We start from the raw sequence: 20,025 nt of genomic DNA, 5'->3' as shown, positions 1-20,025 counted from the left end.
CTCATGAGGCTCCCATCAGCAGGTTGGGCAACCACAGCGACAGTGCCGGCACGAAGGAGACCAGCAGCAGTACCAGAAGATTGCAGATCAGAAACGGCACGATCGCCCGCGCCACGCGCAGCATCGGCAGCTTGCCGATGCTCGAGACCACGAACAGGCAGACCCCCACCGGCGGCGTGGTCAGCCCGATCATCAGGTTGAGCACTGCCATCACGCCGAAGTGGATCGGATCCATGCCGATCCCGGTGGCGACACCGAGCAGCGCCGGGAACAGGATGATCAGCGCGGCGATGGTCTCCATGAAGGCGCCGACGAAGAGCAGGATCAGGTTGAGGATCAGGATCACCACGATGGGGTTGTCGCTGAAGCCCAGTATCGCGCCGGCGATCAGTTGCGGAATCTGCTGGCTGGTGAGGATCCAGCCGAACAGGTTGGCCAGCCCCACCAGCAGCATCAGCGAGGCCGAGGTGATCACGGTATCCGTCAGGATGCCGCCGAGGTTGCGCCAGTTGATGCCCTTGTAGACGAAGGTGCCCACCAGCAGCGCATAGAGGCTGGCGACGATCGACGCTTCGGTCGGGGTGAACAGCCCGCCGATGATCCCGTAGAGGATGATAAAGGTCATCAGCAGCGCCCAGAACGCGCTGCGTCCCTCCTTGAGCAGCGTCGTGAAGGAGGCGCGCGGCTCCTTGGGATAGCCGCGTTTCACCGCCAGCCAGTAGACGGTAATCATCATCGCCACGCCGAGCAGCAGCCCGGGCACGGCGCCGGCCAGGAACATGCGCCCGACCGAAATGCCCGAGAGCGAGCCGACGATGATCATCGGCACGCTGGGCGGGATGATCGGGCCGATGGTCGAGGAGGCGGCGGTGACCGCGGCGGCGAAAGGCTTGTCGTAGCCGCTCTTGGCCATCCCCGGAATCATCACCGAGCCGATGCTGGCGGCATCGGCCACCGCGGTGCCGGAAATACCGCTGAAGATCATCGAACCACCGACGTTGGCCAGCCCCAGGCCGCCGCGGACATGGCCGACCAGGGCGTTGGAGAAGCGCACGATGTGCTGGGTGATATTGCCCACGTTCATCAGGTTGCCGGCCATGACGAAGCCGGGGATGCACAGCAGTACGAAGGCGTCGATTCCCGAGAACAGACGCTGGGGCACGATGGTCAGCGAGATACCGCCGAGCAGCAGATAGGCGACCGAAGAGACGCCCAGACAGAAGGCGATCGGCAGGCCGAGCAGCAGCAGGGCCAGAAAGGTGATGAAGAGAACGGCGATATCCATTAGCGCTCACTCCGGGCGTCGGGAACCGGGCGGATCAGGGCCATGACTCCCTCGAGGGTGCAGATCGCGGCGTAGAACGCGAGCGAGACGAACAGCAGCACCGAAGAGAAGAAGATGTAGATCATCGGGATGCGCAGCGTGGGCGAAGTCTGGAAGGCGCCGATCTGGGCGAACTGCCAGGCGCCGGGTAGCACCATCACCACGAAGCCGAGGGTGGTCAGCGAGATCACGCTGAGGTAGAGGGCGCGCCCGCGCGGCGAGAGGCGCCCGTGGAACAGCTCGACGTTGACGTTACGGTGGCGATGCAGCACCACCCCGGCGCCGAGCGAGACCATGTAGATGAAGAGGTAGCGGGTGAGCTCCTCGGTCCAGGCCAGGGTGATCGGCAGGAACAGGCGCGAAGCCACCTGCAGCAGCACGGTCAGCGACAGGCCGACCAGTGCGATCACCGCCAGTGTCAGCAGCACGCGGTCGAGCAGCGCCGCGAACTTGCCCAGTGGCCCGCCCAGGCGAGGCACACGGTCGAGCACCTCGAGGCCCTCCTGGACGTCGGCCGAGGGCGGTGCCGGGTTGGGGTGCGTCATGGGAGTCTCCGCATGAGAAGAAGGGGCACGCTCGGACGCCTGCCGGTCGCGCTTGCCCTGCGGCGAGGCGTCACCGGCGGGCGCCGCCGGGTTCAGAATGCCTAGTTCAGAGCGCCTGGATCTCTTTATAGAGCGCGCGCTGCTCGTCGTTCAGGGCGTCGAGCACCGCCGGCTTGGCCTTCTTGGCGAAGGCCGCCTGGTCCACCTCGACGAAGGTCATGCCCTTGTCCTTGAGCGCCTGTTCGAGCCGCTTCTGGTCGGCGGCGAACAGCGTCTCTTCATAGCTCTGCATCTGGCTGGCGGCCTCGCGCACCACCTGCTGCAGGTCGGCAGGCATCGATTCGAGCTTCTGCTTGCCGATCACCACGTAGATCCAGCTGCGCACGTGGTCGGTCATGTCGACGTACTTCTGCACCTCGTTGAAGCTGGCGCTCTCGATCAGGCTGAGCGGGTTCTCCTGGGCCTCGATGGTGTTCTGCTGCAGCGCGGTGAATACCTCGCTGAACGCCATCGGCGTCGGTCGCGCGCCGAGTGCCTTCCAGGTGTCGACGAACAGCGGCACGTTGGGTACGCGAATGCGCAGGCCGTCGAGATCGTCAGGGGTCTTGATCGGGCGGTTGGAGGTCAGCTCGCGCGGGCCGCGCTCGAACCAGGCCAGCGGCACCAGGCCGGTGCGTTCGGTGATCTGTGCCTCGATCTGCTTGCCGACGTCGCCTTCCACGGCGCGGCGCAGCTGGTCGGCGTCCTTGAACAGGTAGGGCACCGCCATCATCGCTGCCTTGGGTGCCCAGTTCTGCAGGCTCTCACCGGTGATGGTCATGTCGGCGGTGCCGAGCTGGATGCTGTTGATCACATCCATTTCGTTGCCGAGCTGCTCGTTGGGAAAGACCTGAACCTCGATCCGGCCATCGGAATTGGCCTCTACCAGCTCCTTGAACTTGAGCGCGGCCTTGTTCCAGATGTTCTCGGCGTTGGCCAGGTGGCCGAACTTGAGCGTGTAGTCGGCGGCGAAGGCGGCCTGGCTGGCGACGAGGGTAGCGCCGAGGGCGATGCCGGCGAGCAACTGCTTGAGGGTCGGGGTGGAGAACATGGCGTGAAACTCCTTGGGTGAGGTAGCGCGGCGTTGTCGCTGTTGTGCCGCAGAGACGTTGTGGCTACGGAGACGATGGCGCCGCGGAGACGACGGGCCGCGGCGAGTGACGCCGCGACCCGACTGGCAGGGCGTCAGGGTGCGATGCGTACCCGCACCTGGTGTGCCCGTTCTGGAGGGTTGTCGAGCAGATCGATTGGCATCGGGTGGAAACCGAGCCGGCCGAGGCGTCCGGCTGGCTGCTCGGTGACCGCGAAGGCGTGCGGGGCGCTGACACGAAAGGCTTGCATCGATCTCTCCTCAAACTGGCGCGGGCTGCGTCGGCGCGATCCGCCACGCGCCGTGGATGGCACCGCGCGTCTCAACCGCGGCGCCTCTCGCGTATCGCATCACCAGTGCCACAGGGTGCCGTCCTCGAGCCGGTTGACCGGCAGGCTGGCGGGTTTGTACGGGTAGCGGGCGGCGGCTTCCTCGTCGATGTCGACGCCGTGGCCCGGCGACTCGCCGACCACGAAGTGCCCCGCCTCGAAGCGATAGTCGTGGGGGAAGACGCTATCGGTCAGCGGGTCATGGGGCATGTGCTCCTGAATGCCGAAGTTGGGCACCCAGGTGTCGAAATGAACCGCCGCGCCGAGGCACACCGGCGACAGATCCGTCGGCCCGTGGAAGCCGGTGCGCACGTGATAGAGCGAGGCGAAATCGGCGATCCGGCGCACGTGGGTGATGCCGCCACCGTGGGTCAGCGGCGTGCGGATATAGTCGATCCACTGGTTCTGGATCATCTCGCGACAGTCGTGGATCGAGTTGAACACCTCACCGATGGCCAGCGGCGTGGTGGTGTGCTCGCGGATCAGGCGCAGGCTCTCCTGGTTCTCGGCCGGCACGCAATCCTCCAGCCAGAGCAGGTGGTAGGGCTCCACCGCCTTGCCCAGCCTTGCCGCTTCGATCGGGGTCAGCCGGTGGTGGACGTCGTGGAGCAGATGCAGCTCGTGGCCGAACTGCTCACGCACGGCGGCGAACAGCTTGGGCACGTGGTTGAGGTACTTCTCCGTGCTCCAGACGTGCTCGGCGGGCAGTTCGGCATCCGCCGGCTCGTAGCGCTCGCCGTCGCGCTTGGCCACGCCGTAGATCGTCTCGATACCCGGCACGCCGGCCTGGACGCGCACCGCCTTGTAACCCAGCTCGACGTGACGGGCGACCTCCGCGAGGCAGCTGTCGATATCCTTGCCGGTGCAGTGGGCATAGGTCATCACCCGCTCGCGGCTCTTGCCGCCCAGGAGCTGGTAGAGCGGCATGCCGGCGGCCTTGCCCTGGATATCCCACAGCGCCATGTCCACCGCACTGATCGCGCTCATGGTGACCGGGCCGCGACGCCAGTAGGCGCCGCGATAGAGATACTGCCAGGTGTCCTCGATACGGCTGGCGTCGCGGCCGATCAGCGCCGGTACCACGTGCTCCTGCAGATAGGCGACCACGGCCATCTCGCGGCCGTTCAAGGTGGCGTCGCCGATGCCGTGGATGCCGCAGTCGGTGATGAGCTTGAGGGTGACGAAGTTGCGTCCCGGGCAGGTGACGATGACGCGGGCATCGATGATTTTCATGCGCTCTCCGGCGGCGGTGGCGGTCTGTTCAGCACTCGGCGAACAGCTCGGGATGACGTTCGATAAGACGTGGCAGCGAGGTCAAAAGCTCGCGCAGATGCGCCTGGACCGCGCGCTCGGCGGCGGCCGGGTCGCGCTCGGCGATGGCGCCGACGATGCGCTCGTGCTGGGCGACCAGGGTCTCCAGCGGCGTGCCGTCGGGCATGCTGATGTAGCGCACGCGGTCGAAGTGCGCCTTGACCTCTTCGGTGAAACGCCACGCCGAGGCGTGGCCGGCCTCCCGCGACAGCGTCTGGTGGAAGGCTTCGTCGAGCAGGTAGAAGCGCTCGTAGTCGTCGCTGCCGAGGGTGCGCCGCTGGCGCTCGACCAGCTCGTGGAGCTCGTCCAGGCCGCGTCGCGAGAGCCCCGACTCCGCCGCCGACTTGGCCACCGCGACCTCGATCGCTTCGCGCACGAAGCGCGCGCTGTAGACCGCCTGCGGCGAGATCTTGACCACGAAGGTGCCGCGCTGAGGGCGCACCTCGACCAGTCCCGCCTCGGAGAGGCGGATGAACGCCTCGCGCACCGGCTGGCGGCTGACCGCGAAGGTATCGGCGATCTCCTTCTCCGACAGCGCCTGGCCGGGGGCCAGCGTCAAGCGGATGATCGCCTGGCGCAGGGTGGCGTAGAGGCGCTGGCGGACCGGGCCGGTGGCGGCGTCTTCCCACAGGCTGTAGAGCGATTGGCTCACGGCGATCCTCGTCTGTATGGCTCGTCTCGAAGGCCATGGCAGGCGCCGGGTCGGCACCGCTAGACCATCTTGTCTAACTAGTATGGTAGTTGCCGCTAGGGCATGGCGATTCGACTTTCGCAGGCCCCGCGCCAGGCCACATCACGCCATGCCACGTCACTCCACGTCCGCCCATGCCCCGCGGTGGGCCACAGTTTTGGCCGCGGTGGCCGATCTCTCTGGAGTGGTCGCATCCCGCGGCGCCCGCATGCTGGGCAGGGAATCGGTCAGGGGGCTGAACGGGCAGAGACGCTGACGTCCGGCTGGCGAGTGGACAGTGAAAAGGTCGGTCAGGGATCGCGGGTAGTGAATAGCGGCTAGCCAATAGGCAGCCGAGAGACGTGCTGAACAGAAGTTCTGAAAAGAAAGTGCTGAAAAAAAAGTGCTGAAAAGGCAGCAGTGAACAAGAGGAGGAGACGACGCGATGGGGATCAACGACTGGCCGGCGGGGGAGCGCCCGCGCGAGAAGCTGCTGACGCTGGGCGCCTCGGCGCTCTCCGATGCCGAGCTGTTGGCGATCTTTCTGCGCGTCGGGGTCAAGGGGCGCTCGGCGGTCGATCTGGCGCGGGATCTACTCGCCAGCTTCGGTGGGTTGCGGGCGCTGCTGGAGGCGGATCGCCAGCGCTTCTGTGCCGAGCACGGGCTGGGCGAGGCCAAGTACGTCCAGTTGCAGGCGACGCTGGAGCTGTCGCGGCGCCATCTCGGCAGCCTGCTCGAGCGCGACGCCGCGCTCACCTCGCCGACCCTGGTGCGACGCTTTCTCAGTGCCCAGCTGCGTCATCTTCCCCACGAGGCGTTCGCGGCGCTGTTCCTGGATAACCAGCATCGGGTGATCCGCTTCGAGATTCTCGCCGAGGGCACGCTGGATGGCGCTTCGATTTACCCGCGGGAGGTGGCGCGCCGGGCGCTGGCCCACAACGCCGGCGCGCTGATCTTCGCTCACAACCATCCCTCCGGCGTGGCCGAACCGAGCCAGTCGGATCGCCGGGTCACCGAGCGCCTGAGCGAGGCGCTGGGGCTGTTCGATATTCGCGTGCTCGATCACTTCGTGGTGGGCGACGGTGAGGTGATTTCGTTCGTCGAACGGGGCTGGCTGTGAGCGTGGCGGGGGTGATGTCACGCGCAGTGATTGAAGGGAAAAAGCGCCCGCGCGCTTGCGGGGGGGGAGGGGGTCTGGTATAAAGTACGCCCTTTGAAACAGGGCAGAAGGCGGACGCCAGCCATTTATCGTGGTTTGCCCGAGCTAACTCTGCATAACCCGCCAGTGGTCGGAGGCTTCCATGTCCCAAGTTTGTCAGGTTACCGGTAAGCGTCCGGTGACTGGTAATAACGTCTCGCACTCACAGCGCAAGACGCGTCGTCGTTTCGTGCCGAACCTGCACACCCACCGTTTCTGGGTCGAGTCCGAGAAGCGTTTCGTCAAGCTGCGTATCTCTTCCAAGGGCATGCGCATCATCGACAAGAAAGGCATCGACGCGGTGCTCAGCGACATCCGCAAGCGCGACGCCAGCATTTAAGGAGTCTGAGAGATGCGTGACAAGATCAAGTTGGTGTCCAGTGCCGGTACCGGTCACTTCTACACCACCGCCAAGAACAAGCGTAACACCCCGGACAAGCTTGAATTCAAGAAGTACGATCCGGTCGTTCGCAAGCACGTCATCTACAAGGAAGCCAAGATCAAGTGATCTAGCTTTCCGCTGGTGCCAAAGTGCCAGCACAGAATGACAGTACGGAAAACCCGGTCCTCGACCGGGTTTTCTCGTTGGTGATGAGCCAATTGGTGATGAGCCGATTGGTGATGACCGAGCCGCGAGAACAGACGCATGCCCGAGCTTCCTGAAGTCGAGACCACCCGCCGCGGTATCGCGCCCCACGTCGAGGGGCGTGAGATCGTCGAGGTGATCGTACGCAGCCGTAGCCTGCGTGTACCGGTGCCGGTAGATCTGGAAGCGGCGCTGATCGGCGCGCGCTTCGGCGAACTCGCGCGGCGCGCCAAGTATCTGCTGTTGCCGGTGGGTGATCGCTCGCTGCTGTGGCATCTGGGCATGTCCGGCAGCCTGCGTCTGGCGCGGGTGGGCGATCTGCCCAGGAAGCACGATCATGTCGATGTGGTGGTCGAGGGTGGTGCCATCCTGCGCTACCACGATCCGCGCCGCTTCGGCTTCGTCGACTGGCTGGCAGGTGACGTCGCCAGCGACCCCAGGCTCGCGCGGCTGGGGCCGGAGCCGCTGTCGCCCGATTTCGACGGCGCGCGTCTCTACACCCTCTCGCGGGGGCGTCGGGCGGCGATCAAGCCGTTCATCATGGACAACGCCGTGGTGGTGGGGGTGGGCAACATCTACGCCAGCGAGGCGCTGTTCATGGCCGGGATCGACCCGCGCCGCGCCGCTGGACGCGTCTCGCGCGAGCGCTATGCGCGCCTGGCCGAGGCGATCAAGACGGTGCTGGCGGCGGCGATCACCCAGGGCGGCACGACGCTGCGCGATTTCGTCAGCGGCAGCGGCGAGCCCGGCTACTTCGCCCAGCGCCTCAACGTCTACGGCCGTGGCGGCGAGCCGTGCCGCGAGTGCGGCCATCTGCTGCGCCAGGTGACGCTGGGACAGCGTGCCAGCGTCTATTGCCCGATCTGCCAGCGCTGAGCGCCTGGCTCCGATACTGTTAGAATGCGCCCCGATAATCCTTTGCCCATGGAGTCCTCCGTGCCCCAGACCCTGCGCCTCAAGAAGAACGCCGACCGCCGCCTGAAGGCGGGCCATCTGTGGCTCTACTCCAACGAGATCGACATTCAGGCCACGCCGCTGAAGGGGCTCGAGCCCGGTGCCCAGGCGGTGATCGAGGCTGCCAACGGCAAGCCGCTGGGGGTGGCCTACGTCAACCCGCACTCGCTGATCTGCGCCCGCGTGGTCTCGCGGGACGCCGACGTGCGCCTGGACCGTTCGCTGCTGGTACACCGTTTCAATCAGGCGCTCGGCCTGCGCGAGCGGCTCTTCGCCAAGCCGTTCTATCGTCTGGTCCACGGCGAGGGTGACCTGCTGCCGGGGCTGATCGTCGATCGTTTCGACGACGTGCTGGTGGTGCAGCTCAACACCCTGGGCATGGAGCGGGTGCGCGACGAGGTGATCGCGGCGCTGGACAAGGTGCTGTCGCCGCGGGCGATCGTGTTCAAGAACGACTCCAGCGGCCGCCGTCTCGAACAGCTCGAGTCGGAAGTGGCGGTGGTCCACGGTGAACTGCCCGAGCAGGTGCTGCTGGAGGAGAACGGGGTGCGCTTCGTCGCCCCGGTGCTGGATGGCCAGAAGACCGGCTGGTTCTATGATCACCGCGCCAACCGGGCCTGGCTCAACGGCCTGGTTGCCGGCAAGCGGGTGCTCGACCTGTTCAGCTACGTCGGTGGCTGGGGCGTGCAGGCGGCGGCCCACGGCGCCAGCGAGGTGCTCTGCGTCGATGCCTCCGAGGCGGCGCTCGAGCGGGTCGCCGAGAACGCCGCGCTCAACGGCCTGCACGAGCAGGTGGCGGTGGGCCACGGCGACGTGTTCGAGGCGCTGACCGCGCTGCGCGCCGAGGGTGAGCGCTTCGACGTGGTGGTGCTCGACCCGCCGGCCTTCATCAAGAAGCGCAAGGACATCACCAACGGCGAGCGCGCCTACGCGCGTCTGAACCGCGAGGCGATGCGCCTGCTCGGCCGCGATGGCCTGCTGCTGTCGGCGTCGTGCTCGATGCACCTGGCCGAGGAGCGCCTGGTCGAGTGCGTGCGCGGGGCCGTGCGCCACCAGGACCGCCATGGCCAGATCCTCTATCGCGGCGGCCAGGCCGGCGACCATCCGATCCACCCGGCAATCCCCGAGACCGCCTATCTCAAGGCGCTCGGCGTGCGTGTCTTCCGCAACTAAAAGGGGAGTGGGGTGATAAGGGGAGTGGGGTGATGACGGCGCTTGTGTGTCTCTTTCGTCATCCCAATGTCTTGCTGGTGTGCCATGTTCGCAACGTCATCGACAGTGCGGGTATCGCCGTCGAGTTGCGTAACATGACCCTGGCCGGCGCCGCCGGCGAGCTGCCCATGGATCAGTGCGAGCCGCAGGTGTGGGTGGCCCGGGCCGACCACGAGCGCGCCCGGGAGCTACTGCGCGAGGCGCTGGAGGGGCCGGCCGACGTGCCCGCGGACTGGGTCTGTCCCGGCTGCGGCGAGCGCCTCGATGGCGCCTTCGATACCTGCTGGCAGTGCGCGACGCCGCGTCCGCCAGCCGCGGCGTCGGCCTGACAGCCCTTGAAGGAGAACGCCATGAGCTGGGATCTGCCCCGACCCTTCCTCCTCGACATTGCGGTCGAGGCGAGCCATATCGACCACTACGGCCACGTCAACAACGCCGAGTACCTGCGCTGGGTGGAGCAGGCCAGCTGGGCTCATTCGCGGTCGCTGGGGCTGAGCCTCGACGACTACCGCGCGCTCGATCGCGGCATGGTGGTGCATCGCCACGAACTCGACTATCTCGCCCCGGCGTTCGAAGGCGATGGGCTCGAGATCGCCACCTGGATCGTCGCCTGCGATGGCCGCCTGACGCTGACGCGGCGCTTCCAGCTGCGCCATGGCGCGACCGGCGCCACCTTGCTGCGAGCCCAGACTCGCTTTGCCTGTATCGAACTCTCCAGCGGTCGGGCGCGACGCATGCCGGCGCGCTTCGTCGAGGTCTACGGTGAGGCGGTGACGTCTCCGGCCATAAGCTAGATTTTTCTACTGTTTTACCTCTCACGACGAGAATTTTCGTGGCGATAGTTGGGCTGCGCGCGATTTTTTCGTCTTTTTTCGTCAGATATCCCGTCGTCTGAATGGCTGTGCTGTAATCCGCTCGATCCCCCAATGACAAGTCACGATCACGGAGTCAGCCATGCATATCGGTGTCCCCAAGGAAATCAAGAACCATGAGTATCGCGTCGCCCTGACCCCGGGCGGCGCGCGTGAACTCGTCGCCCGTGGCCATCGGGTGTCGGTCGAGGCGAGCGCCGGTGGCGGTGCCGGTTACCCCGACGACGCCTACCGCGAGGCCGGGGCGACGATCGTCGAGGACGTCGAGGCGCTGTGGCGTGAGGCCGAGGCGATCCTCAAGGTCAAGGAGCCCCAGGCGGTGGAGGTGGCGCGGCTGCGTCCGGGCCAGATCCTGTTCACCTATCTGCATCTGGCCGCGGAGGAGACGCTCACCCGCGGGCTGCTCGACAGCGGCGCCACCTGCATCGCCTACGAGACCATCACCGACGCCCAGGGCGGCCTGCCGCTGCTGGCGCCGATGAGCCGGGTCGCCGGGCGCATGGCGATCCAGGCCGGTGCGCACAGCCTGGAGAAGGCCCAGGGCGGGGCCGGCATCCTGCTGCCAGGGGTGCCCGGGGTGGCGCCGGCCAAGGTCAGCGTGATCGGCGGTGGCGTGGTCGGCGAGAACGCTGCGCGCATGGCGCTCGGCCTGGGCGCCGAGGTGACCATCCTCGACAAGTCGCTGGCGCGCCTCGAGGTGCTCGATCACCGCTACCAGGGTGCCATCCGCACCGTCTATTCCACCGCCGAGACCCTGGAACAGGCGATTCGCGAATCGGATCTGATCGTCGGCGCGGTGCTGGTGCCCGGCGCGGCGGCGCCCAAGCTGATCACCCGCGCCATGCTCGCCGAAATGAAGCCCGGCAGCGTGCTGGTCGACGTGGCGATCGACCAGGGCGGTTGCTTCGAGACCAGCCGTCCCACCACACATGCCGAGCCTAGCTACATTGTCGACGGCATCGTCCACTACTGCGTGGCCAATATGCCGGGCGCAGTGGCGCGCACCTCCACCCAGGCGCTGACCAACGCTACGCTGCCGTTCGTCATCGCCCTGGCCGACAAGGGCTGGCAGCAGGCGCTGGCTGACGATAGCCACTTCCTCGCCGGGCTCAACGTCCATGCCGGGCAGCTGACCTACGCTGCGGTGGGTGAGGCGTTCGACATCGAGGCGGTCGACGCCGAGCGCTGTCTGCGCTGAGTGCAACCCTGGCCGCTGACTGCGCTGCACCAGTGGCTGTGCTGCACCAGTTGCTGAGCTGCGCCACTGACTGCGCCGCCCGCCGTGGCGGCGCAGTCGGTATCGCCGGCGCGGCGTGCCGCTGACCGCGCAGATGGCGGCTGAGCCTTCCACCTGCCGACGCCGCTGAATTCGGCCGCCGTGTCTCGTATAGCGAGACGAATTTCTCTGCATGTCTCGGTTATGCTCGGGCGACATTCGCCGCCGAGCCATGACCGTGCCTGCCAGCCGTGATGCCTCCCAGACGCCCTCGACCCTGCGCCACGTGATGGCGCTCCTGCGCGTGACCGCCGCCTGCGGCGCCCGCGGCGCGGGTATCGATGACTATCTCGACGCCACCGAGCTGAGCCGACCGACCATCTATCGCCTGCTCAAGGGGCTGCGCGAGGAGGGCTTTCTGCGCCCGTCACCGCTGCGCCACCGCTATCTGCTCGGCTACGAGCTGCTGGTGCTGGGGGCCGAGGCGGGCAATGGCGCCCAGCTGCGCGATCTGGCCCGGCCGCGGCTGCTGGCGCTGGCCCAGCGTCTGGGTGGCAGCTTCTATCTGTTCGCCCACGATGGCCGGCATGCGGTGTGTCTGGAGATCCAGAACGGGGCCTACCCGGTGGGGGGCTTCGTGGCGTCCATCGGTGGTCGCGTGCCGCTGGGCGTGGGCCAGGCCTCGATCGCACTGCTGGCGTCGCTGGAGGCGCGCGAGCGGGCGTGGATTCTGGAGGCCAATCGCGAGTGCCTGATGCGCGACTACGCCATCGATGTCGACGCGGTGCGCCGCGAGATCGACTACTGCCATGCCCACGGGCACGCCCGCGGGGTGGAGGGTTCGAGCCTGCCCGAGTTCACCGGGCTGGCGATGCCGCTGCTCGGTCCGGGCGAGCGCTGTCTCGGCGCCTTTAGCTGCTCGCTGCTCAAGTCGCGCCTGAGCGAGGCGCACCGCGCCACGCTGATCACCGCCATGGCCAGCGAGGTCGCCGGGCTGAAGGCCGATCTCCACGGTCTGCTGCAGCCGGAGTCCTGAACATGACGTTAGCCCCTCACCTGGCGCCGCATCTCGCCACCCATCCCGCCCATCGCAGCGCTTGCGGCTGGCAGGCACTGCTGCCGGCGCGCCCGCCCGGGCCGAGCCAGCGCGGCGACGAGCGCGCCGATCTGGTGATCGTCGGCGCCGGCTATACCGGTGTCGCCGCCGCGCGGGCCTATCAGGCGCTGGCCCCCGAACGGCGCGTGGTGATGCTCGAGGCGGAGCGGGTGGGCGACGGCAGCCCGGGGCGCAACTCGGGGTTCATGCTGGAGATCGCGCTGGCCAACGATGCCAGCAGTGGGGCGCTGTCGCGCATGGCGACCCTCAACCGCCTCAGCCGCGAGGCGATGGCATCGCTCAAGGCGCAGGTCGATACCCACGCCATCGACTGCCAGCTGACCCGCAGCGGCACCTACCGCGCCGCCCGGGGCGCCGCCGGGCGCGCGGCTCTGGCCAGCTACGCCGAGTTTCTGCACGCCGCGGGGCTCGATTACTACAGTCTCGATCGCGCGGCCCTGGCCGAGCGCCTGGGCACCGACTACTACGCCGAGGGGCTCTATTCGCCGGACTGCTATCTGGTGCAGCCGGCGGCGCTGATTCGCGGACTGGTGGCGGCGCTGCCGCCGGCGGTCACCTGCTACGAGCAGAGCCCGGCGCTGTCACTGACCCGCGACGGCGATGGCTGGCGTGTGACCACCCCCGAGGGCGAGATTCGCACGCGTCAGGTGATGCTGGCCAACAACGCCTTCGCGCGCGCCCTGGGGGCCGACCGTTCGCGCCTTACCGCCATCTATACCTATGCCGCGTTGACTGCGCCGCTGACGCCTGCCCATACCGCCGCGGTGGCCGGCACGCCCTGGGGGCTGCTGCCGGCGCATCGGCTCGGCTGCACCCTGCGCACCACCGCCGACCGGCGCCTGATGATCCGCGCCCAGTACGACTACGAGCGCGAACGCGACCCGGCCACGGTGGCCGCCGCGCTGGCCGCGAGCCTGACGGCGCGCTATCCGGCGCTGGCCGATGTCGGCTTCGAGCAGGTCTGGGGCGGTACCACCGGGCTGACCCACAACGGTGCGCCGCTATGGGGCGAGATCGGCCCGGGGCTCTACGTCTCGGCGGGCTGCAACGGCGGCGGCATCGTCAAGGGTAGCGTACTGGGCGAGGCGCTGGCACGGCTGGCGCTGGGGCGGCCGGCGGAGGACATCCCGGCGCTGTTCGGCCGCGCCAGCTGGATGCCACCGGCGCCGATTCGGCGCCTGGCGTTCGAAGCGATCCGCCGCGTGGAGCAGCGCCGCGGCCGCGAAGAGGCGTAAGCGCCACGAGTGATGGCGCCCCCGCTCGACTGACAGAGATCGACCAGCAGAGTCCGATAAGCGCAAGACGACGACCCCGAATCGCCGACATCGCCTAACCCGATCCCGATTCGATAACAACATCAACAACACCCAAGGAGTCAGCATGGATCCGCAAATGCACTATGGGTTGCTCTCGCTGCTGCCCGCCTGTCTCGCCATCGTCCTGGCCTTCGCCACCCGTAACACCGTGTTCTCGCTGGCGGTGGCCTGCGTGGTCGGCGTGTCGATCATGGGGCAGGGGCCAATGGGTTTTCCCACCCTGTTGAAGACTTCGCTGGGGAACACGGACTTCTCGTGGATCCTGCTGCTGGAGCTGTTCATCGGTACCGTGATCGCCTTCTTCCAGCGTACCGGGGCGATCCGCAACTTCACCGCCTGGGTCGAAGCGCGCGCGCTGTCGCGGGTGCGGGTCCAGCTGGTGGGCTGGTTCATGGGCATGTTCGTGTTCTTCAGCGATTACTTCAGCCCGCTGTTCGTCGGCTCCACCCTGCGCGGGCTCACCGACCGCTACCGCGTCTCGCGCGAGAAGCTGGCCTATATCGCCGACTCCACCTCGGCGCCGGTCAGCGTGCTGGTGCCGATCACCGGCTGGGCGGTATTCATCTCCGGGCTCTTGATCGGCATGGGTCCGATCGACACCGCGGGTGAGGCCATGCAGGCGTTCGTCTATGCGGTGCCGTTCAATCTCTACGCCTGGCTCTCGGTGCTGGTGGTGGGGCTGGTGATCGTCGGCGTGGTGCCGCTGTTCGGCCCGCTCAAGCGCGCCGAGGCCCGCGCCCAGAACGAGGGCAAGGTGTTCCGCGACGGTGCCGATCCGCTGCTCGGCGAGGAGCTGACCGACCTGCAGCCGTTCGAGGGCGTGCGCACCAACCTGTTTCTCAACTTCGTGCTGCCGGTGCTGATCGTGATCGGTGTTGCCGTGAGCACCTTCGTGGTCCTGGGCTCGGCCAAGACGATGGAGGCGTTCCTCGCCGCGGCGGTGGTGCTGGGCGTGATCATGCGGCTGCAGGGGATCCCGCTCAACGACATCATGAAGACCGCCACCGCCGGCATGAAAGGGGTGATGCCGGCGATTCTGATCCTGGCCCTGGCCTACTCGCTCAATCAGCTCTCCAAGGATATGGGGACCGCCGGATATATCGTCGAGATCAGCCGCGACTGGCTCTCGCCGACGCTGCTGCCGGCGATCACCTTTCTGCTGGCGGCGCTGATCGCCTTCGCCACCGGCTCTTCCTGGGGCACCTTCGCGATCATGATGCCGATCTCGGTGCCGGTGGCTTTCGTCTTCACCGGCGATACGCTGACGCCGCTGGTCTACGCCACCATCGCTGCGGTGGCCGGCGGCGGGGTGTTCGGCGACCACTGCTCGCCGCTGTCGGATACCACGGTGCTCGCCTCGACCGGCTCCGCCTGCGATCACATGGACCATGTGCGCACCCAGATCCCCTACGCGCTGGCGGTGGCGCTGGTGTCACTGGTGATCTATCTGCTGGTGGGCGTGACCCTGGTCGATATCGGTTGATTCCTGGCCTGCCCGCGCCTCGGCGGCGGGCACGGCGAGGCGGGTTCGCTAAGGCACGGGCGGCAAGGTAAACTGCCGCCATTCGCCATTTCCCGTCCACTCTCCCATCGATCGAAGAGTTCATGAGCCAGCGACGCGTTCTTACCGGCATCACCACCACGGGTACGCCGCATCTGGGCAACTATGTCGGCGCGATCAAGCCGGCGATCGCCGAGAGCCAGAATCCCGATGTCCAGTCCTACTATTTCCTCGCCGACCTGCATGCGCTGATCAAGGCGCAGGACCCGCAGCGGGTGCAGCAGTCGCGGCTCGAGATCGCCGCCACCTGGCTGGCGCTGGGGCTGGATACCGATAACGCGATCTTCTATCGCCAGTCCGACATCCACGAGATCCCGGAGCTCGCCTGGCTGCTCTCCTGCGTCTGCGCCAAGGGGCTGATGAACCGCTCCCACGCCTACAAGGCGGCGGTGGCGGAGAACGAAGAGGGCGGTATTCCCGACCCGGATCGGGGCGTCACCATGGGGCTGTTCGGCTACCCGGTGCTGATGGCCGCCGATATCCTGATGTTCAACGCCCACAAGGTGCCGGTGGGGCGCGACCAGATCCAGCACATCGAGATGGCCCGCGACATGGCCGGGCGCTTCAACCATATCTACAAGGGTGACTACTTCACCCTGCCCGAGGCGATCGTCGACGAGAAGGTCGAGGTGCTGCGCGGGCTCGACGGGCGCAAGATGTCCAAGAGCTACGACAACACCATCCCGCTGTTCGTCTCGGCCAAGAAGCTTTTGAAGCTGGTGCGCAAGATCAAGACCAACTCGCTGGAGCCGGGCGAGCCCAAGGACCCGGATACCTGCACCCTGTTCCAGATCTACAGCGCCTTCGCCACCGCGGAGGAGAGTGCCGACATGCGCCGCCGCTACGCCGAGGGGATCGGCTGGGGCGAGGCCAAGAACGAGGTGTTCGAGTACCTCGATGCGCACCTGAGTGAGCCGCGCGAGCGCTATGAGGCGCTGATGAACGACCCCGGGCACATCGAGCAGGTGCTGCAGCAGGGCGCCGAGCGCGCCCGCGCCGAGGCCAATGCGCTGATGGAGCGGCTGCGAGTGGCGGTGGGGCTGGGGCGCTTTCAATAGGCGTCCGTCCGCACCCGCTACCCCACCCCGACGAGCCGGCCCTGCGCCGGTTCGTTGCTGTATGGGCATCCGGCAGGCGACGGCATCGACCGTGGCATATAACACTTTCGTCTATATAAAGAATATTTAGTCGTTTTCGAATTCCTGACCAAAAGACTAAGGTATCGCCCATTCGATTCCGGTCTAAAAAGGGATATCGCTTATGACAACGTTGACACAAACCGCGCCGCCCGGGCTGGGGCGGCTCTCGCCCAAGGCGTGGCTCGCCGCGCTGCTGCTGTTGCTCGGTGCGCTCGCCGTGGGGCTCTTCGTCGGCGGCCGCCAGGGTTGGCTGATGCTGATCGGTGGCGCCCTGGGGATCGTGCTCTACCATGCCTCCTTCGGCTTCACCTCGGCGTGGCGGGTGTTCATCACCGAGCGCCGCGGCCGCGGTCTGCGCGCCCAGATGGTGATGCTGGCGTTGGCGGTGGTGCTGTTCCTCCCGGCGCTGGGGGCGGGCACGCTCTTCGGCGAGCCGGTGCGGGGCTTCGTCTCGCCGATCGGGGTCTCGGTGATCGTCGGCGCCTTCCTCTTCGGCGTCGGCATGCAGCTCGGCGGCGGCTGCGCCTCGGGTACGCTATTCACCGTCGGCGGTGGCAACGCGCGCATGCTGATCACGCTCGCCTTCTTCATCGTCGGTTCGGTGATCGGCACGGCGCATTTCGCCTGGTGGCAGAGCCTGCCGGCGTTCCAGCCCACGTCGATGATCGATCTGTTCGGCACTGGCGGCGGGATCGGCATGAGTCTCGCGCTGTTCGCGGCGATCGCGGGTCTGACCGTGGTGATGGAGAAACGCCGCCACGGCCAGCTCGAGCAGGCGCCGCGGGTGCCCCACGGCGGCGCGCGCTGGCTCACCGGGCCGTGGCCGATCCTGGCCGGCGCCATCGGTCTGGCGCTGCTCAACTATCTGACCCTGGCGCTGGCCGGACGCCCCTGGGGGATCACCTCGGCGTTCGCGCTGTGGGGGGCCAAGGCGTTCCAGGCCGTGGGCGGCGATGTCACCGCCTGGGGCTACTGGCAGAATCCCGCGCGCGCCGCCTCGCTCGACAGCAGCGTCTTCAGCGACATCACCACGGTGATGAATCTCGGCATCATCCTCGGCGCGAGCCTGGCGGCGTCGCTGGCCGGGCGCTTCGCCCCGAGCCTGCGCATTCCGCTGCGCTCGGTCGCCGCCGCGGTCATCGGCGGGCTGCTGCTGGGCTACGGCGCGCGGCTCGCCTTCGGCTGCAACATCGGTGCCTACTTCAGCGGCATTGCCTCGGGCAGCCTGCACGGCTGGCTGTGGCTGGTGGCCGCCTTCGCCGGCAACATGCTCGGCGTGCGGCTGCGCCCGCTGTTCTTCCCTGGCCCGGCTAGGCCGGTCGCTGCCAGCTGCTGAGCGCGCTCGCCGAGCACCACCAAGCCCCGCCACGGCGGGGCTTTTGCATGTCTGCCGGTGCGTTCCTCGGGCACCCGGCCGCGCCGATACATGCCTTTGGCGCCGCCAAGTGGCATACTGGGCGACCCTCGACCGGCCACGGCCGGTTGCCCGCCCGCCAGGCGCCGCCGGTGGGTCGATAACGATAGCGCGCCACTCCCGGTCTGGCCCCGTTGCGGGGGGCAAGTTCGGTCCGGCCAGCGCTTTTCATCCGTAGGTCATCGCGAGAGCCGATTCATGTCCGATCACGCCAAGCGCCCCCTCTACATTCCCTATGCCGGCCCGACGCTGCTGGAGATGCCGCTGCTCAACAAGGGCAGCGCCTTCACCAGCGAAGAGCGGGTCGAGTTCAATCTGCTGGGGCTCTTGCCGCAGAACGTCGAGAGCATCGAGGAGCAGGTCGAGCGCGCCTACCGCCAGTACTCGCTGTGCCAGAACAATCTCGACAAGCACATCTATCTGCGCGGTATCCAGGACGACAACGAGACGCTGTTCTTCCGCCTGCTCGAGGAGCACCTCGAGGAGATGATGCCGATCATCTACACCCCGACGGTGGGCGAGGCGTGCGAGGAGTTCTCCAAGATCTATCGCAACCACCGCGGGCTGTTCATCTCCTATCCCGACCGTCATCGCATGGATGACATCCTGCGCAGCGCGACCAAGGACAAGGTGCGGGTGATCGTGGTCACCGACGGCGAGCGCATTCTGGGGCTCGGCGACCAGGGCATCGGTGGCATGGGTATTCCCATCGGCAAGCTCTCGCTCTACACCGCCTGCGGCGGTATCAGCCCGGCCTATACCCTGCCGATCACCCTCGACGTGGGTACCAACAACCAGAAGCTGCTCGACGACCCGATGTACATGGGCTGGCGCCACGAGCGGGTCTCGGCGGAGGAGTACGCCGAGTTCATCACGCTGTTCATGGAAGCGCTCAAGCGTCGCTGGCCCAACGTGCTGCTGCAGTTCGAGGACTTCGCGCTGACCAACGCCATGCCGCTGCTGGCGCGCTACCGCGATGAGCTGTGCTGCTTCAACGACGATATCCAGGGCACCGCGTCGGTGTGCGTGGCGACTCTGCTGGCGTCGTGCAAGGCCAAGAACGCCAAGCTCAGCGATCAGGTGATCACCTTCGCTGGTGCCGGTTCCGCCGGCTGCGGCATCGCCGAGCAGATCGTGGTGGCGATGACCCGCGAAGGGCTCTCCGAGGCCGAGGCGCGCAAGCGTATCTTCATGGTCGACAAGAACGGCCTGCTGACCACCGACATGGATGGCCTGCACGACTTCCAGCGGCGCCTGGCCCACGACCCCGAGTCGCTCGATTTCGACGGCGATGCGCGCGCGCTGATCGACGTGGTGCGCAATGCCAAGCCGACCATCCTGATCGGCGTCTCGGGGCAGCGCGGGCTGTTCACCGAAGAGGTGATCACCACGCTCAACAGCCACTGCGAGAACCCGCTGGTGATGCCGCTCTCCAACCCGACCTCCAAGGTCGAGGCGACGCCGCAGGACGTGCTCACCTGGACCCGCGGTCAGGCCATGGTCGCCACCGGCAGCCCGTTCGCCCCGGTGGAGATCGACGGGCGCCAGATTCCCATCGCCCAGTGCAACAACTCCTATATCTTCCCGGGGATCGGTCTGGGTGTGATCGCCGCCAACGCCAATCGCGTCACCGACAACATGCTGATGGCCGCCTCCAATGCGCTGGCCGAGAGCGCGCCGATCGTCAAGACCGGCGAAGGGGCGCTGCTGCCGGCACTCGGCGATATCCGCGAGATCAGCCAGCAGATCGCCTTCGCCGTGGGCAAGCAGGCGCAGCAGGATGGCGTCGCGCTAAGCTCCAGCGACGAGGTGCTGTGGGAAGCGATCCACGGCCACTTCTGGTATCCGCGCTACCGCCAGTACCGTCGCCGCTCGATCTGAGCCCGGCGATCCGGCGCGTCTTCAGCGCGTCCTCGAAAGCGATCTTCGGCGCGTCCCTTCGGGGGCGCGCCGTTCGTTTTTCATCCTCTGCTAAGCGCTCACTGCCAAACCTTCTGGCGATGGGCGCCGGAGGCAGGGCAAAGCGAGGGTCCTTTGCCACGGATGGCAAAGGTAGCGCCCAGGGAAGGGTTCACAGCGCCCTCGCGACGCCCTGTCGCCGGAGAAGCCCTCTTCATCTAGCGGTTATCTAC

General features: G+C 67.1%; 20 protein-coding genes. 14 read left to right on the top strand and 6 right to left on the bottom strand.

The window, feature by feature from the left end; genetic code table 11:
- Window position 1: 1 nt before the first annotated feature.
- The 6 genes from J0A90_RS07670 to J0A90_RS07645 form a co-directional block, all read right to left on the bottom strand.
- Complete coding sequence (locus tag J0A90_RS07670; protein ID WP_207033237.1) at window positions 2-1,285, bottom strand: TRAP transporter large permease; 1,284 nt, start codon at window positions 1,283-1,285, stop codon at window positions 2-4.
- Complete coding sequence (locus J0A90_RS07665; RefSeq protein ID WP_207033236.1) at window positions 1,285-1,869, bottom strand: TRAP transporter small permease; 585 nt, start codon at window positions 1,867-1,869, stop codon at window positions 1,285-1,287. The genes J0A90_RS07670 and J0A90_RS07665 overlap by 1 nt, the downstream gene beginning before the upstream one ends.
- Window positions 1,870-1,975: 106 nt before the next feature.
- On the bottom strand, window positions 1,976-2,959 hold the full coding sequence (locus tag J0A90_RS07660; protein ID WP_207033234.1) for a TRAP transporter substrate-binding protein: 984 nt from the start codon (window positions 2,957-2,959) through the stop codon (window positions 1,976-1,978).
- A 134-nt stretch (window positions 2,960-3,093) separates the two neighbouring features.
- Window positions 3,094-3,249, bottom strand: coding sequence for a hypothetical protein (locus tag J0A90_RS07655; protein WP_207033231.1), 156 nt, complete (start codon window positions 3,247-3,249; stop codon window positions 3,094-3,096).
- 99 nt (window positions 3,250-3,348) lie between these two features.
- Window positions 3,349-4,560: a D-mannonate dehydratase ManD gene (manD, locus tag J0A90_RS07650; RefSeq protein ID WP_207033229.1), complete on the bottom strand. Its 1,212-nt coding sequence runs from the start codon at window positions 4,558-4,560 to the stop codon at window positions 3,349-3,351.
- Window positions 4,561-4,588: 28 nt separating this feature from the next.
- A complete protein-coding gene (locus J0A90_RS07645; RefSeq protein WP_207033227.1) occupies window positions 4,589-5,290 on the bottom strand; it encodes a GntR family transcriptional regulator in 702 nt (233 codons plus the stop codon).
- Between the two features lie 463 nt (window positions 5,291-5,753).
- Between J0A90_RS07645 and radC the strand changes: the two genes are divergently transcribed.
- From radC to J0A90_RS07575, 14 genes are all read left to right on the top strand, one after another.
- On the top strand, window positions 5,754-6,428 hold the full coding sequence (radC, locus tag J0A90_RS07640) for a DNA repair protein RadC (RefSeq protein WP_035472443.1): 675 nt from the start codon (window positions 5,754-5,756) through the stop codon (window positions 6,426-6,428).
- A 181-nt stretch (window positions 6,429-6,609) separates the two neighbouring features.
- Entirely contained in the window at window positions 6,610-6,846 is a 237-nt protein-coding gene (gene rpmB / locus J0A90_RS07635) for a 50S ribosomal protein L28 (RefSeq protein WP_035472445.1), read from the top strand.
- Between the two features lie 12 nt (window positions 6,847-6,858).
- Window positions 6,859-7,014 (top strand): 50S ribosomal protein L33, encoded by a 156-nt coding sequence (gene rpmG / locus J0A90_RS07630; protein WP_035472447.1) that lies wholly within the window; start codon window positions 6,859-6,861, stop codon window positions 7,012-7,014.
- Window positions 7,015-7,152: 138 nt separating this feature from the next.
- Window positions 7,153-7,968: a bifunctional DNA-formamidopyrimidine glycosylase/DNA-(apurinic or apyrimidinic site) lyase gene (gene mutM / locus J0A90_RS07625; RefSeq protein ID WP_207033225.1), complete on the top strand. Its 816-nt coding sequence runs from the start codon at window positions 7,153-7,155 to the stop codon at window positions 7,966-7,968.
- A gap of 48 nt (window positions 7,969-8,016) precedes the next feature.
- Complete coding sequence (locus J0A90_RS07620) at window positions 8,017-9,219, top strand: class I SAM-dependent rRNA methyltransferase (RefSeq protein ID WP_207033223.1); 1,203 nt, start codon at window positions 8,017-8,019, stop codon at window positions 9,217-9,219.
- Window positions 9,220-9,251: 32 nt separating this feature from the next.
- The gene (locus J0A90_RS07615) at window positions 9,252-9,587 is read left to right on the top strand and encodes a DUF2007 domain-containing protein (RefSeq protein ID WP_207033222.1); all 336 of its coding nucleotides are present in this window, start codon (window positions 9,252-9,254) and stop codon (window positions 9,585-9,587) included.
- Between the two features lie 21 nt (window positions 9,588-9,608).
- Entirely contained in the window at window positions 9,609-10,052 is a 444-nt protein-coding gene (locus J0A90_RS07610; RefSeq protein ID WP_207033220.1) for a thioesterase family protein, read from the top strand.
- A 160-nt stretch (window positions 10,053-10,212) separates the two neighbouring features.
- A complete protein-coding gene (gene ald, locus J0A90_RS07605) occupies window positions 10,213-11,328 on the top strand; it encodes an alanine dehydrogenase (protein ID WP_207033218.1) in 1,116 nt (371 codons plus the stop codon).
- Window positions 11,329-11,584: 256 nt separating this feature from the next.
- Complete coding sequence (locus tag J0A90_RS07600) at window positions 11,585-12,382, top strand: helix-turn-helix domain-containing protein (protein ID WP_233076589.1); 798 nt, start codon at window positions 11,585-11,587, stop codon at window positions 12,380-12,382.
- Window positions 12,383-12,384: 2 nt separating this feature from the next.
- The gene (locus J0A90_RS07595; protein WP_207033216.1) at window positions 12,385-13,698 is read left to right on the top strand and encodes an FAD-binding oxidoreductase; all 1,314 of its coding nucleotides are present in this window, start codon (window positions 12,385-12,387) and stop codon (window positions 13,696-13,698) included.
- A gap of 145 nt (window positions 13,699-13,843) precedes the next feature.
- Window positions 13,844-15,262 (top strand): Na+/H+ antiporter NhaC family protein, encoded by a 1,419-nt coding sequence (locus J0A90_RS07590; RefSeq protein WP_207033214.1) that lies wholly within the window; start codon window positions 13,844-13,846, stop codon window positions 15,260-15,262.
- 122 nt (window positions 15,263-15,384) lie between these two features.
- Window positions 15,385-16,398, top strand: a complete 1,014-nt coding sequence (locus J0A90_RS07585) for a tryptophan--tRNA ligase (RefSeq protein WP_207033212.1) — start codon at window positions 15,385-15,387, stop codon at window positions 16,396-16,398.
- Window positions 16,399-16,600: 202 nt separating this feature from the next.
- Window positions 16,601-17,815: a YeeE/YedE family protein gene (locus tag J0A90_RS07580; RefSeq protein WP_207033210.1), complete on the top strand. Its 1,215-nt coding sequence runs from the start codon at window positions 16,601-16,603 to the stop codon at window positions 17,813-17,815.
- A gap of 276 nt (window positions 17,816-18,091) precedes the next feature.
- A complete protein-coding gene (locus tag J0A90_RS07575; protein ID WP_207033209.1) occupies window positions 18,092-19,774 on the top strand; it encodes an NAD-dependent malic enzyme in 1,683 nt (560 codons plus the stop codon).
- Window positions 19,775-20,025: the final 251 nt, after the last annotated feature.

Source organism: Salinicola sp. DM10 (assembly GCF_017306975.2).
GTDB lineage: Bacteria > Pseudomonadota > Gammaproteobacteria > Pseudomonadales > Halomonadaceae > Salinicola.
Note: the sequence above shows the minus strand (reverse complement) of the source record. Positions and strands in the feature narration are given on the sequence as shown.

Coding starts and splice junctions, on each gene's coding strand:
- J0A90_RS07660 (WP_207033234.1), bottom strand. CDS start 2,959: ATGTTCTCCACCCCGACCCTCAAGCAGTTGCTCGCCGGCATCGCCCTC.
- J0A90_RS07665 (WP_207033236.1), bottom strand. CDS start 1,869: ATGACGCACCCCAACCCGGCACCGCCCTCGGCCGACGTCCAGGAGGGC.
- J0A90_RS07595 (WP_207033216.1), top strand. CDS start 12,385: ATGACGTTAGCCCCTCACCTGGCGCCGCATCTCGCCACCCATCCCGCC.
- J0A90_RS07620 (WP_207033223.1), top strand. CDS start 8,017: ATGGAGTCCTCCGTGCCCCAGACCCTGCGCCTCAAGAAGAACGCCGAC.
- J0A90_RS07590 (WP_207033214.1), top strand. CDS start 13,844: ATGGATCCGCAAATGCACTATGGGTTGCTCTCGCTGCTGCCCGCCTGT.
- manD (WP_207033229.1), bottom strand. CDS start 4,560: ATGAAAATCATCGATGCCCGCGTCATCGTCACCTGCCCGGGACGCAAC.
- rpmB (WP_035472445.1), top strand. CDS start 6,610: ATGTCCCAAGTTTGTCAGGTTACCGGTAAGCGTCCGGTGACTGGTAAT.
- radC (WP_035472443.1), top strand. CDS start 5,754: ATGGGGATCAACGACTGGCCGGCGGGGGAGCGCCCGCGCGAGAAGCTG.
- mutM (WP_207033225.1), top strand. CDS start 7,153: ATGCCCGAGCTTCCTGAAGTCGAGACCACCCGCCGCGGTATCGCGCCC.
- ald (WP_207033218.1), top strand. CDS start 10,213: ATGCATATCGGTGTCCCCAAGGAAATCAAGAACCATGAGTATCGCGTC.
- J0A90_RS07575 (WP_207033209.1), top strand. CDS start 18,092: ATGTCCGATCACGCCAAGCGCCCCCTCTACATTCCCTATGCCGGCCCG.
- J0A90_RS07615 (WP_207033222.1), top strand. CDS start 9,252: ATGACGGCGCTTGTGTGTCTCTTTCGTCATCCCAATGTCTTGCTGGTG.
- J0A90_RS07655 (WP_207033231.1), bottom strand. CDS start 3,249: ATGCAAGCCTTTCGTGTCAGCGCCCCGCACGCCTTCGCGGTCACCGAG.
- rpmG (WP_035472447.1), top strand. CDS start 6,859: ATGCGTGACAAGATCAAGTTGGTGTCCAGTGCCGGTACCGGTCACTTC.
- J0A90_RS07670 (WP_207033237.1), bottom strand. CDS start 1,285: ATGGATATCGCCGTTCTCTTCATCACCTTTCTGGCCCTGCTGCTGCTC.
- J0A90_RS07580 (WP_207033210.1), top strand. CDS start 16,601: ATGACAACGTTGACACAAACCGCGCCGCCCGGGCTGGGGCGGCTCTCG.
- J0A90_RS07610 (WP_207033220.1), top strand. CDS start 9,609: ATGAGCTGGGATCTGCCCCGACCCTTCCTCCTCGACATTGCGGTCGAG.
- J0A90_RS07585 (WP_207033212.1), top strand. CDS start 15,385: ATGAGCCAGCGACGCGTTCTTACCGGCATCACCACCACGGGTACGCCG.